A 13554-nucleotide genomic window follows, 5' to 3' on the forward strand; every position below is an offset into this window, starting at 1 on the left:
ATCCCCGAAGCCCGTTAACTTTCCCCTAGACAAAAAAAGACCCAGAGCTATAAGAACTCTGGGTTATAGAGGGGCTCGTATTTGAGCCCTGCGCTAACTAAAGACACTTTCAGATTCTTAGGGAGAAGAAGAAAGTTATTTAAGTATAGTCAAAAGTGCTAAAAATACACATTTTTGTTCGTTTTTTATACTGCTGTAATTACAGCAAGTTACATTTGTTATGCACATCTTTATTAGAGTTTACGCCCAGTTTATTAACTGCGTATTTTGTACTAAATCTCTTGGTAAAGAGTTTTTAACTTTATTTTTTTGCCATTTCCCTAAGCCAATAGGGCAACCACATAAAGTTAGGATCACCTCGCCGCTGGATTTGGTTACCTCTTCTAGGCGTATATCTTTACCATTAAAGTAATCGTTAGCCTGTTCATTGGTTAATGCCAGTACATTACTTTTACACTGCTTACCAAATACGGTGGCAAATTCGTGCGTTAGGCGTACGCCATTTTTATGAATAACGCCTACTTGTATCCCTAATCGCGCATATTTAATTTTGTTTTGTATCGCTTCAAACTCATCAGGAAACAGCCAAAGCTCTTTGTCGCGTTGTTTTAACGTACCTGGCAGACTCGTTAAACCAAATTGCTTTTTAAGGAAGCTCATAAACGCAGCACTTTGTTTAGTATCAAAGTCACTAAAGGGGAACGCGCCTTTTTTAACTTTTAATGTTTGGTTTTCGCAGCTGCTGTGCTTTTTAAATTTGGCAATAAAAAAGCCTTCGCTGTCAAATGTTTGCGGCCAAACATGTAAGTAGCCCTCTGTGGTGGTTGCTTTATCAGCCCCAGGGAATAAGTCGCTTAATGACTCAGGGCTTATATATTCGCCAAACTCATCTAATAATGCGCTGCATACTTGTTGGTTTTCGAGTGGGGTTAACGTACAGGTTGAATACACTAATGTGCCACCGGGTTTAAGTGCGTAAAATGCACTTTTAATCAGATCTTTTTGTACTTGAGCAATGGTAATATTTGACTCGATAGACCAATTTTTTAGCGCGTCACTATCTTTACGTACCGTGCCTTCGCCAGAGCAGGGCGCATCAAGTAAAATGCTGTCAAAGCACTCAAACATGTAATTGCCAAATACCACACCATCAAAATGCGATAACGCACAATTACCAACCCCCATTCGCTTTAGCGTGGCACTGAGTACTTTTAAGCGCGATGACGACAGCTCATTTGCAACCAAAACACCTTGATTGTTCATTAGTGCAGCTAGTTGTGAGGTTTTAGAGCCCGGTGCCGAGGCCATATCGAGTACTGTGTTACTGGTTTTAAGGCTTTGCTTTAGTGCCATTGGCGGCAACATTGAGCTTGCCTCTTGTACGTACATTGCGCCACTTAAATGTAAATCGGTATTGCCCAGCGCTAAATTTTGCTCTTCATCTTTTGGGCGCTCTAGCCAAAAACCTTCATCGCACCATGGAATAGTAGTGAGTTGCCAATTTTTTTGAGCCGCATGGCGTTTAAATTCTTCAACACTCATTTTTAATGTATTAACGCGAACAGACTTACGTAAAGACCGACGACAGGCATTTAAAAAATCATCTAATGTAAGGTGATCAGGCAGATAAGTTTTTACGTCGTCTATAAATTGCTCTGGAATATAAGTGTTAGCGTCCACGATTTGGCTCATACAATAAAAATTAAAGCCAGATAATAGCATTTTTGACGATTTTTTTCAGTGTTAAAAATGAAAGAGTAACCCTTTCAAAGTGTCGACACCTTATTCAGTAAAACGGCTTAAATACTATTTTTTATTATACTTTTAGCTAATGCTGTCGACAATGTGGTGGTTTTTTATTCATTTTTAGTGTTTTCAGGGTTGACACTGTAGGTTAATAAGCACATAGTTAACCCATAAATTGTCGACAATATAAAAAACTTTATGACACAGCACTTTTTGAACGACACCGCAGTTACAACCGCTTCCGATAAAGTGTTTGTAGATATGCGCCGCGAGATAGTAGAAGGCAGTATTGCACAAGGCAGTAAAATATCAGAGCCGGAACTTGCAAAGCGTTATGGTGTAAGCCGTGCAACCCTTAGAGAGGCATTAAACCGTTTAGAAAGTTGTTATTTAGTTGAGCGCAAAGCCAATATAGGTTGCCGTGTTGTGGCATTAACCGCAGAGCGTTTAATTGAGGTTTACCAAGTGCGCAGTGCCCTTGAGGGACTTGCATGTAGGTTAGCTGCCGACAATATGGAACCAGATGAAGTACAAGGCTTGAAACAATTACTTAATCAGCATTTGCAAACTCAGCGTGTTAAAGAAGGTGAGTCGTACTATCAAGAAGCCGGCGACTTAGATTTTCATTACAGAATAATCAAAGGCAGTAAAAACGCGCACTTAATTCATTTGTTATGCCACGATCTGTACCAGTTAATAAGAATGTACCGTGTACAAATGGGTATGGTAGGGCCGCGGGTATCGAAAGCGTTTGATGAGCATTTAGCCATTATTAACGCCATAGAAAATCATGATGGTGAGCTGGCCGAAATGCTAATGAAGCGCCATATCAGTGCATCACAAGCAAATATACAAACAAAATTTGATAGATATCAATCAGTACAAGCCGTGCAAAATCACGTGGCTAACTAGTACAGGTGTAACATTATTAAAAAATACTAAGTTGCCAAAGAGCAGCCCCGTTCAAAGTTAGGAGAAGGTAATGTCAGCAGGATTAAAATTTAAACAGGCAATTGCAAATAACCACCCGTTACAAGTGGTAGGTACTATTAACGCGTACACCGCGATGATGGCTGAAAAAATGGGCCATCAGGCTATTTATTTATCGGGTGCAGGTGTGGCTAATGCCTCATTTGGTATGCCAGATTTAGGGATGACCAGCCTTGATAACGTGCTTGAAGATATTCGCCGTATTACCGGTGCTAGCGATTTACCTTTGTTAGTGGATGCCGACACAGGTTGGGGTGGGGCGTTTAATATTGCCCGTACCGTTAAAGAAATGACTAAAGCGGGGGCAGCAGGCTTTCATATTGAAGACCAAGTGGCGCAAAAGCGTTGTGGCCATCGCCCTAATAAAGAAATAGTTACCCAAGCTGAAATGGTAGACCGAATTAAAGCGGCGGTTGATGCTAAAACCGATAGCGATTTTTACATTATGGCGCGTACCGATGCGTTTCAAAAAGAAGGCTTAAATGCGGCGATAGACCGTGCAGCAGCTTGTGTTGAAGCTGGTGCCGATGCGATTTTTGCAGAAGCGGTTCATGATCTTGCTGATTACCAAGCATTTACTAAGGCGATTAATGTGCCTATTTTGGCCAATATTACTGAGTTTGGCCAAACCCCAATTTACACCAAAGAGCAACTAAGCGATGTGGGCGTAGAAATGGTGCTTTACCCACTTAGTGCGTTTAGAGCAATGAATAAAGCCGCACTTAACGTGTATTCAGCAATTTTGAATGAAGGTTCTCAACAGAGCCAAATTGAAAACATGCAAACGCGTGCAGAGCTTTACGACTTTTTAGATTATCACTCGTACGAAAACACACTCGATAACCTTTTTTCAGCAAAATCTGACAAATAATAAAAATTTCAACAGGAGACACATCATGGTAGATAAAGCATTAGGTGGCGCAGGCTTACGTGGCCAAGTAGCAGGACAAACAGCATTATGTACAGTAGGGCAAACAGGCTCAGGTTTAACTTATTGTGGTTACGATATTAGTGAACTGGCTGAAAAAGCGCAGTTTGAAGAAGTGTCGTTTTTACTTTCTCGCGGGGAGCTACCAACATCAAGCGAACTGGCAGAGTACAAAGCAAAACTTAAAAGCTTGCGCGGTTTACCAGAGGCACTAAAAACAGTGCTTGAGAACATTCCAAAAGAGGCACATCCAATGGATGTAATGCGCACAGGGTGTTCTATGCTAGGTAACCTTGAAATGGAAAATGACTTTAGCGAAGCAAACGATGCGATTGACCGTATGGTGGCAATTTTCCCAAGTATTATTTGTTACTGGTATCGTTTTACTCATGACGGTGTTCGCATCGAAACACAAACTGATGATGATTCAGTAGGTGCACACTTTTTAACGCTATTACACGATAAAGCGCCAAGTGAATTATTTGCACAAGTAATGAATGTATCACTAATTTTGTACGCAGAGCATGAATTTAATGCCTCTACCTTTACCGGTCGCGTGTGTGCATCAACGCTTTCTGATATTCACTCATGTGTAACTGGCGCAATTGGTACCTTACGTGGTCCACTGCATGGTGGTGCCAACGAAGCCGCCATGGATATGATTGAAGGCTTTAGCAGCGCCGATCAAGCTGAAGACGCGCTAATGGGGATGCTTGAGCGTAAAGATAAAATTATGGGCTTTGGCCACGCAATTTACCGCGAGTCAGATCCACGTAACGTTATTATTAAAAAGTGGTCTGAAAAATTAGCCGCAGAAGTGGGTGATGAGGTGCTTTACCCGGTATCTGTTCGTTGTGAAGAAGTCATGTGGCGTGAGAAGAAGTTATTCTGTAATGCTGATTTTTTCCATGCATCGGCGTACCACTTTATGGGTATTCCTACTAAGTTATTTACGCCTATCTTTGTAATGAGCCGTGTAACCGGTTGGACAGCGCATGTAAAAGAGCAACGTGCAAATAACCGTATTATTCGCCCAAGTGCTGATTACACCGGGCCAGATGCGCGTAGCTACACGCCAATCGAATCAAGAGGCTAATTAGTTAGCGTTTAAGGTGAGCCTAGCTCACCTTTTATTGTTTATAGCGCTGATGATTACTCATTATAGCGCTTTAGCGTACTCTCCTCCGTCACCAAATTAGCGAATTTATTATGACCATTATTAATAACACCCAATACCGTAAGCCTTTACCAGGCTCAAATGTTGATTACTACGATACCCAAGCCGCCGTCGATGCCATTAAGCCAGGCGCATACGCTACACTACCTTACAGTTCGCGTGTATTTGCCGAAAACTTAGTGCGTCGCTGTGAGCCCGAAATGCTAACCGATGCGCTTAACCAAATAATTGAGCGTAAACAAGACTTAGATTTTCCGTGGTATCCGGCACGCGTTGTATGTCATGACATTTTAGGCCAAACCGCACTGGTTGATTTAGCGGGCCTGCGCGATGCTATCGCTGCAAAAGGCGGCGATCCTGCAAAAGTAAATCCGGTTGTACCTACTCAACTGATTGTGGATCATTCATTAGCTGTTGAGCACGCAGGTTTTGATCCCGATGCATTTGAAAAAAACCGCGCCATTGAAGATAGACGCAACGATGACCGTTTTCATTTTATAAATTGGACCAAAACCGCGTTTAAAAATATTGATGTGATCCCACCGGGTAATGGCATCATGCATCAAATTAACCTTGAAAAAATGTCGCCGGTGATTCAAAACCGCGATGGCATTGCGTTCCCAGATACCTTAGTAGGTACCGACAGCCATACCCCACATGTTGATGCTTTAGGTGTTATTGCTGTTGGCGTAGGTGGCCTTGAAGCCGAAAGCGTAATGCTTGGGCGCGCATCATATATTCGTTTACCAGATATAGTGGGCGTAGAGCTTACCGGTAAACGCCAGCCTGGCATAACTGCAACCGATATTGTACTGGCGATTACCGAATTTTTACGTGAGCAACGTGTGGTATCGACTTACCTTGAGTTTTACGGTGAAGGGGCCGATGCACTAACCCTGGGTGATAGAGCGACCATTTCGAACATGACCCCAGAATTTGGCGCCACCGCTGCTATGTTCTACATTGACGATAAAACTATTGATTACTTGCGTTTAACAGGCCGTGATGAAGATCAAATTGCCCTGGTAGAAAACTACGCTAAAACAGCGGGTTTATGGAGTGATAGCTTAAAAACAGCGCATTACGATCGTGTACTTAAGTTTGATTTATCAAGTGTAGGGCGCAACATTGCAGGGCCTTCAAATCCGCATCGTCGTGTATCTACCAGCGATTTAGCTAAAGAAGGTATTTCGGGCGTTGTTGAAAACGAAGAAGGCTTAATGCCCGATGGTGCGTGTATTATCGCCGCTATTACCAGCTGTACTAATACCAGTAACCCGCGCAATGTAATTGCTGCAGGTTTATTAGCGCGAAATGCAAACGCTAAAGGCTTAATGCGTAAACCGTGGGTTAAAACATCCCTGGCACCGGGCTCTAAAGCAGTGCAATCGTACCTTGAAGATGCAAACTTACTCACTGAACTAGAGCAACTTGGTTTTGGTATTGTTGGTTTTGCCTGTACCACTTGTAACGGTATGAGTGGTGCGTTGGACCCTAAAATTCAACAAGAAGTGATTGATCGCGACCTATATGCAACGGCTGTGCTTTCGGGTAACCGAAATTTTGATGGCCGAATTCATCCGTATGCAAAGCAAGCGTTTTTAGCGTCACCACCTTTAGTAGTTGCTTATGCAATTGCGGGCACCATTCGCTTTGATATAGAAAAAGATATACTCGGTAAAGATCAACAAGGTAACGATGTAACCTTAAAAGATTTATGGCCATCTGATGAAGAAATAGATGCGGTTATCAAACAAAGCGTAAAACCAGAGCAGTTTAGAAAAGTATACGAGCCAATGTTTAACTTAACTGTTGATTACGGCGAAGATAACGACCCACTTTACGATTGGCGCCCAGAAAGTACGTATATTCGCCGCCCACCTTATTGGGAAGGGGCTTTGGCAGGTGAGCGCAGTATGACAGGTATGCGCGCGTTAGCAGTACTTGGCGATAACATTACAACCGATCATTTATCACCTTCTAATGCGATTATGGCCAGCAGCGCAGCAGGTGAATACTTAACTAAAATGAACGTACCAGAAGAAGACTTTAACTCGTACGCAACGCACCGAGGCGATCACTTAACCGCACAACGAGCTACATTTGCAAACCCTAAACTATTGAACGAAATGGTATTAGATGAAAACGGAGAAGTGAAGCAAGGATCGTACGCACGTATAGAGCCAGAGGGTGAAAACACGCGTATGTGGGAAGCAATCGAAACCTACATGCAGCGTAAACAGCCACTCATTATTGTGGCAGGCGCTGATTACGGTCAAGGCTCTTCGCGCGATTGGGCAGCAAAAGGCGTTAGGCTTGCTGGTGTTCAGGTTATTGCAGCCGAAGGGTTTGAACGTATTCACCGTACTAACTTAATTGGTATGGGCGTATTGCCGCTTGAATTTAAACCAGGCACAACGCGTAAAACACTTAACCTAGATGGTAGCGAAAGCTACGACGTGAAGGGTGAACCAACACCAGGCGCAACCCTAGAGCTTGTTATTACGCGTAAAAATGGCGAGGTATTAAACGTACCGATGAAGTGTCGACTTGATACGCAAGAAGAGCTTTCTATTTATGCAGCGGGCGGTGTGTTACAACGCTTTGCGCAAGACTTTTTAGAAGCCACGCAAGCATCATAAGGACGCACGTTATGTTTAAACCACAAATTAAAGTGCCTGCGACCTATATGCGTGGTGGCACGAGTAAAGGGGTGTTTTTTAATTTAACCGATTTACCTGCACCTGCCCAAGTGGCAGGTGAGGCGCGCGATAGCTTATTATTGCGCGTTATTGGTAGCCCAGATGCATACGGTAAACAAACCGACGGCATGGGCGGTGCAACCTCAAGCACCAGTAAAACGGTTATTTTGAGTAAAAGTGAGCAGCCCGATCACGATGTTGATTATTTATTTGGGCAAGTCGCCATTGATAAAGCGTTTGTTGATTGGAGTGGTAACTGCGGAAACTTAACATCTGCCGTGGGCGCGTTTGCCATCAGCAATGGTTTAGTTGATAAAAGCAGAGTGCCTGATAATGGCATTGCTATTGTGCGCGTATGGCAGGCGAACATTAAAAAAAGTATTTTAGTGCATGTACCTATGACTAACGGTGAAGTACAAGAAACCGGTGACTTTGAGTTAGATGGTGTGACGTTTCCTGCCGCTGAAGTAAAGCTTGAATTTATTGACCCTGCTGATGGTGATGGTGCGCTATTTCCAACAGGCAATGTGGTTGATGATTTAGAAGTACCAGGTGTGGGGACGTTAAAAGCAACCATGATCAACGCAGGAATCCCGACTATTTTTGTAAATGCCAGCGATATTGGTTATTCCGGTACTGAGCTACAAGATGATATAAACGCTGATGAAGCCGCACTCACTAAGCTTGAAACCATTCGTGCCTATGGCGCGGTAAAAATGGGACTAATTAGTACTATTAATGAAGCGCAAGCACGCCAACACACACCTAAAGTGGCGTTTGTGGCTGCACCGCTTAATTACAAATCATCAAGTGGTAAGCAGGTTAATGCAAGCGATATAGATTTGTTAGTACGTGCAATGTCAATGGGTAAGTTACACCATGCGATGATGGGCACAGCCGCTGTCGCTATTGGCACAGCAGCCGCAATTGACGGAACATTAGTTAATTTGGCCGCTGGTGGCGGTGCTATTAACGAGGTTAACTTTGGTCATCCATCGGGCACACTTAAAGTAGGTGCCGAGGCGGTTGTTACAAATGGCCAATGGCAAGTGACTAAAGCGAGTATGAGCCGCAGCGCACGTGTATTAATGGAAGGCTGGGTAAGAGCGCCATTTGATTTTTAAACATTATATAATAGCTGATGGCTTTGAGAGCATCAGCTTTATAGTTACCATGTAGTTTAAAATAAATCGTTAATTATCCAAGGTTATAACACTGTTGTTTTTTATTTTTTATAAAGCTATCAAACTCATTGTTTGCATGCATATTCGCAATTTCAGTATTTATATCTTCCAAAATAGATTGCCATTGTGATGCACTTTTAGTTACAGAATAATATAGGTTTTTGTATTCAATGCTTGGCATTAATGCAACGAGCGCATTTAGCATCCTTTTTTTATCTCTATTTGATAAAAGTGACTTGTAAACGCTGGCTTTAAGTACTTCTAAGTCAGCAACAATAAGCTCAACACGACCGTTTAATAGCAAGTGAATAAGCTGATATTCACTGTTTGCCACAATGGTTTTTATTTCACCTTGATCAATAAGTTCATCGAGTTTAGCACTATTCTTGTATGAACGAACGACGCCCATCACTCGGTTTTTTACAGAGTTAATGCTGCCATCGTAGTCAATAGTATGATCCTTTAGCGCAACAAATGATAAATCGCCACCAGGAATGGGCTCAGATAACGCCAATAACTGATTACGTGTTTTGGTTAAAATGTTTTCTGACATTACATCGTCACTAATAAAATACTCAGGAAATAAAATATCAGCTTTACCTAATTCAGCTTCACGAACGGCACGCGCCCAAGGGTAAAACTCTATATGTACACCATAGCCGCGTCTTACTAACATGCTTACTGTGAGTTGATATAGCCAGCCCTTATTGCATAAGTGATCGTCTATATAAGGGGGCCAATTAAGTGTAACTAAGCGAAGGACGGTATCAGCCTCTAAATTATAACCGTAACCGCTTTTGTATTTTTCGCCAGGAAGGGTGATATTTTTATCATTAACTGTGTAAGTTACTGGCGCAGGATCTGCGTAAGTAAAAAGTGAAATAAGTAAGGCAGCGATTAAAAATATTCTCATAAGGATAATGCATTTTTATCTTTAATTTTAAGTTTAGTGCGTTATTTGGAATAAACAACTTAAATAGTGAGGTTCTTCTAGGGTCTGTTGACCTTTCAAGGTTAAATTTGCAGCAGTCTGTTTGGTATTTAGGCAAGGCAGAGCCTATGTGGTGTGGTTATTCCCCATAAATAGGCGATAACGCAGCATCAATGCCAAACAGGCGCTGCCCGAAGGGTTCTGCCTAGGGGCGATTTACTCTTTGTTGCCTACATGGATGTAGGTAAGGGGCGTGAGCAGGACGCGGAAGCTTTGCTCGGTTTTGACTTAGCCCACTAGGTTACAAACCTCGCGCCGCGATTAAACCGCCCCTAGTTTGAACAAATTGTAATCCGCAAAGGTCAACAGACCCTAGTATAAAAACAATTAAATATAGCCTTAAAAAGCGATAACTATTAACATGCAAAGGTAAGTAATTTCACTTTAATACGACATAACAACTAAAAGTCTTTTTACTAGAGGGAATTTTTATGGCTAACAAGCCAATAAGTGAAGATAATCCATTTGCTAATTTATCTGATGTGCAGTGTGAGCAGATCCAAAATTGGTACCAAAAGCATATTTCTTCAACCTTACATTCTTTACTTAAAGGCAGTAAGTCTGGGCAAGTTATTGAGAGTAAGTTAGAAAGTACTTTAAATAAAGCGCTCTCTCAGAGCAAACAGCTTACTACTTATGCTATTGAGGGTAATTCGAGTATTAAATTAAAAAATGCCAGTGTTATGGCTGAGCTTAATGATACCCGTGATTTGTTTTATGGCGCGCAAGTTAAAATAAATAAACTAGAGCAAAAAATAACAACCAGTGCTCAAGAAATACAATTATTAGAGACAGAAAAAAGCGAACTGCAGCTAGAAGTACGTAGTTTAAAGCAACGTTTAAATCACGTACTTTCAAGGCTAGAATCGCAAGGTGTCTCATTCCAAAAAAGCCATTATGTAGGACGTATATTAGTTCAGGCTTTGCGAGCAAGTTTTGAAAATTGGCAGCAAACTCCACAAGGAGAGCCCTTTAAAAATCATGATTTTTACAAGCTTTTCCCGCGTGTTTTGTACTCAAGCTTATTAAAGGAAATAGAAAAACTGCTAGGGGAGCACGATTATAATCAAATCGAGCGTTCACTTAGTGATTTTGTGTTTAAGCAAAAGGGCTCGCCTGTAGAAAATTGGCCAGATGAAGACCCGATTTACGAGACGCGGTTAATTAACCAAAAGCAGTCAGAGCTGTTAATAAAATTACATAGCCAACACCTGCAACGAAAAAACTTTACGTCCTATTTAGAAAAACGCCTTTCTAGTACTGGCTTTACCCATAAACACAGTGATTTATTGATGACGCTGGTTGAGTTTGCGACAAATGATGAAAATAGTAAGTTTTCTAGTTACTGCCATTAATTAGCAATATTTGTTTGGCTCGTCAGTAGTAAAGGTGTAATTAGAGGGGATTGTTGAAGCCCAAGTTGCTTTAGCCTAGCTGCAATATTGCCTTGCGTGAGTGCTTGCTTTACCCATTTATACAAGGTGCTTATATCTAGCGTGTGGTTTGGGCGCAGTAATAACTGATGTTTATAGGTTTGCGCGACGCGTTCAGAGATAAGCAGCTTTTTTTTACTTTCTGGGTATTTATTGAGGTATTGATTTAAGTAAGAACGGGTAACAATCGCCATATCGCTGCGTTTTTTTAATACTAATTCAATACTTTTTTTATGACTGCTCAGTAACGTCATTTTATATTCGTTTTCAAGTATTGAGGGATTGTTTTCAAAGTTTGCTAACTGATAGTGATAGCCTAAAATCCCAATTAGGGCTTTATCGTCTAAGTTATCAAACCAAGCTTGTGGCTTTGCAAATTGCTTTAAAGCAATAAATACTTCGCTGTCTGTTGCTATCACAGGGGAGCTACTGATTATATGGTTGCCTTGTAGCCACCCCCAGTTTGGATCTTCAAAAAATACCGCATCGAACAAACCTTGCTGATAATCTTTAAAGCGCCGAATAGGTGTGGTGAGCACAAGCTCAAAATGATAGTCAGATTGTATTTTATTGAGTTCGCTAATTAGCTCTACGGTAAGGCCTGAAGCACGGCCGTCAACAATCTCTATGTAAGGAGGAAATTCATAGCCACCCACTTTGACTAGGGTTTTAGCTTGAACTTGCCCAGCAAAAATAAATAGCAATAGTAATGTAATGAGTGCGGCAGACTTCACAGGTAAATCCTTTCCTAGAATACTTTCTGATATTTCATCTTATAAGATAGCCTACTTGTTAACATAGTATCAATTTTCAAGCAATAAATTCTGACTTTGCAACGTGATTAAATGGATGTTACCTAATATTTGTTAAGGAGGTTTAGAGCGTGTGCGCTTTTTTGGAGCTTTTTGATGTTGGCGTTGCTTGATGGCGGGTGTTTCCCCCAATGTCGGGTGGCGCGGCTTCGCCACTTAACCGACCTACGTTCCCAACAATTAACGTAGGTTGGATAAGCCGGAGGCGTCATCCGACGATGTTGGATAATTCGAAGGCGCCATCCGACGATGTTGGATAATTCAAAGGCGTTATCCTAAGGTATTGAATAACCCAGAGGTATTAGCCGTTTATTATAAGGAGATTTTTTGTGAGATATCGTCGAAATTATCAACAGGGAGGAACGTATTTTTTTACGGTTAATTTGCAGGATCGTAAAGAGTCATTATTGGTTGAGCATATTGATTTATTGCGTGGGGCTGTGCGCTGGGTAAAAATGCATAAACCATTTTATATTGATGCGTGGGTGGTGTTGCCTGATCATATGCATGCAGTGTTAACTTTACCCGAAGGTGATAGCGATTATTCTGGTCGTTGGCGAGAAATTAAAAAACGTTTTTCTAAAGGCTTGCCTAAAAACGAACATGCATCACTCGCACGCATTAATAAAAATGAACGAGGGATTTGGCAACGCCGTTTTTGGGAGCATACCATTGTTGATGAACGTGATTATTGGCACCATGTAAATTATGTTCATTTTAATCCGCTTAAACATGGTTTGGTTGAACGGGTGGTTGATTGGCCTTATTCAAGCTTTCATAAAGCGGTCGCATCAGGAATGTACAGCCGTAATTGGTGTGGGGAATAATATAATATATTTTATGTCGGGTGTTTCACATACGTTAACAATAATGAACGTAGGTTGGATAAGCCAGAGGCGCCATCCGACGATGTTTGATAATTCGGAGGTGCCATCCGACGATGTTTGATAATTCGGAGGCGCCATCCGACGATGTTGGATAATTCGAAGGCGCCATCCGACGATGTTGGTATTGGTCATTACCGGTTCAGGCTTTGCTTTATGTTGGATGGCGTTTAGTGTTGGAATGTTACCTAATTTATGGTGTTTTACCAATGTCGGGTGGCGCGGCTTCGCCACTTAACCGACCTACGTTCTTTTTGAATTGGTACGACTGAGTGGATTTGGAGCATTGACCCTTGGAGCGGGTGATTAAGAGTAGGTAGTGCTTTTTCTTGAGGTGTTTTTTTGAATTGGTACGACTGAGTGGATTCGAACCACCGACCCCTACCATGTCAAGACGTTAGTTTAATTACTTCTATAAATAATAATCTCCAGTAAATATAATGAATTGCATATTATTACAATAGCTTAGATAAAATTTAGTTAATATTAAAATCTGTTTTTGAGTGTTTTACGAACATTTAAAGCTTGATCTGGGCACTACTTAGGCACATTATGAAAATGTCAAAAATGACTACTTATTGTTCTGGTGCTGAATATGATTGATGAGAATGTTGAAGGCAAATTAAAAAAGATCGATGAATTATTAGACAGGTCTACATTTGAGTATATTGTCGCAGAAAATATTACCCTTGAAAAAACCATAGATA

10 protein-coding genes are annotated in these 13554 nt (G+C 41.5%); 7 read left to right on the forward strand and 3 right to left on the reverse strand.

Annotated features, from left to right (window positions below; translation table 11 throughout):
* Positions 1-240: 240 nt before the first annotated feature.
* Positions 241-1680, reverse strand: coding sequence for a 16S rRNA (cytosine(1407)-C(5))-methyltransferase RsmF (rsmF, locus tag ACTRWE_RS17955; protein WP_462880429.1), 1440 nt, complete (start codon positions 1678-1680; stop codon positions 241-243).
* Positions 1681-1944: 264 nt separating this feature from the next.
* On the opposite strand from rsmF, the gene ACTRWE_RS17960 reads away from it, so the two are divergent.
* The 5 genes from ACTRWE_RS17960 (at position 1945) to prpF (ending at position 8667) form a co-directional block, all read left to right on the forward strand.
* Positions 1945-2658, forward strand: coding sequence for a GntR family transcriptional regulator (locus ACTRWE_RS17960; protein ID WP_462880430.1), 714 nt, complete (start codon positions 1945-1947; stop codon positions 2656-2658).
* Positions 2659-2728: 70 nt separating this feature from the next.
* Positions 2729-3607: a methylisocitrate lyase gene (gene prpB, locus ACTRWE_RS17965; protein ID WP_013464731.1), complete on the forward strand. Its 879-nt coding sequence runs from the start codon at positions 2729-2731 to the stop codon at positions 3605-3607.
* Between the two features lie 25 nt (positions 3608-3632).
* The gene (gene prpC, locus ACTRWE_RS17970) at positions 3633-4760 is read left to right on the forward strand and encodes a bifunctional 2-methylcitrate synthase/citrate synthase (protein ID WP_462880431.1); all 1128 of its coding nucleotides are present in this window, start codon (positions 3633-3635) and stop codon (positions 4758-4760) included.
* Between the two features lie 113 nt (positions 4761-4873).
* The gene (gene acnD, locus ACTRWE_RS17975) at positions 4874-7483 is read left to right on the forward strand and encodes a Fe/S-dependent 2-methylisocitrate dehydratase AcnD (RefSeq protein ID WP_462880432.1); all 2610 of its coding nucleotides are present in this window, start codon (positions 4874-4876) and stop codon (positions 7481-7483) included.
* Between the two features lie 11 nt (positions 7484-7494).
* On the forward strand, positions 7495-8667 hold the full coding sequence (gene prpF, locus ACTRWE_RS17980) for a 2-methylaconitate cis-trans isomerase PrpF (protein ID WP_350314836.1): 1173 nt from the start codon (positions 7495-7497) through the stop codon (positions 8665-8667).
* A 73-nt stretch (positions 8668-8740) separates the two neighbouring features.
* On the opposite strand, the gene ACTRWE_RS17985 is transcribed toward prpF, so the two are convergent.
* Positions 8741-9640, reverse strand: a complete 900-nt coding sequence (locus ACTRWE_RS17985; protein ID WP_350314837.1) for a substrate-binding periplasmic protein — start codon at positions 9638-9640, stop codon at positions 8741-8743.
* A gap of 509 nt (positions 9641-10149) precedes the next feature.
* Here ACTRWE_RS17985 and ACTRWE_RS17990 point away from each other — a divergent pair.
* On the forward strand, positions 10150-11073 hold the full coding sequence (locus ACTRWE_RS17990; RefSeq protein WP_462880433.1) for a hypothetical protein: 924 nt from the start codon (positions 10150-10152) through the stop codon (positions 11071-11073).
* On the opposite strand, the gene ACTRWE_RS17995 is transcribed toward ACTRWE_RS17990, so the two are convergent.
* Positions 11070-11885 carry an amino acid ABC transporter substrate-binding protein gene (locus ACTRWE_RS17995; RefSeq protein WP_462880434.1) on the reverse strand — a complete coding sequence of 272 codons (816 nt, stop codon included), beginning with the start codon at positions 11883-11885 and terminating at the stop codon, positions 11070-11072. The two genes, ACTRWE_RS17990 and ACTRWE_RS17995, sit on opposite strands and share 4 nt — an antisense overlap.
* Positions 11886-12292: 407 nt before the next feature.
* Between ACTRWE_RS17995 and ACTRWE_RS18000 the strand changes: the two genes are divergently transcribed.
* Positions 12293-12790 carry an REP-associated tyrosine transposase gene (locus ACTRWE_RS18000; protein WP_417668169.1) on the forward strand — a complete coding sequence of 166 codons (498 nt, stop codon included), beginning with the start codon at positions 12293-12295 and terminating at the stop codon, positions 12788-12790.
* Positions 12791-13554 lie beyond the last annotated feature (764 nt).

The sequence above is a fragment of the Pseudoalteromonas sp. G5_S1_54_S4 genome (assembly GCF_054968565.1).

Excerpts from the sequence above, each read along its gene's own strand:
- prpB (WP_013464731.1), top strand. The coding sequence starts at position 2,729 with ATGTCAGCAGGATTAAAATTTAAACAGGCAATTGCAAATAACCACCCG.
- acnD (WP_462880432.1), top strand. The coding sequence starts at position 4,874 with ATGACCATTATTAATAACACCCAATACCGTAAGCCTTTACCAGGCTCA.
- ACTRWE_RS17985 (WP_350314837.1), bottom strand. The coding sequence starts at position 9,640 with ATGAGAATATTTTTAATCGCTGCCTTACTTATTTCACTTTTTACTTAC.
- prpC (WP_462880431.1), top strand. The coding sequence starts at position 3,633 with ATGGTAGATAAAGCATTAGGTGGCGCAGGCTTACGTGGCCAAGTAGCA.
- prpF (WP_350314836.1), top strand. The coding sequence starts at position 7,495 with ATGTTTAAACCACAAATTAAAGTGCCTGCGACCTATATGCGTGGTGGC.
- ACTRWE_RS17960 (WP_462880430.1), top strand. The coding sequence starts at position 1,945 with ATGACACAGCACTTTTTGAACGACACCGCAGTTACAACCGCTTCCGAT.
- ACTRWE_RS17990 (WP_462880433.1), top strand. The coding sequence starts at position 10,150 with ATGGCTAACAAGCCAATAAGTGAAGATAATCCATTTGCTAATTTATCT.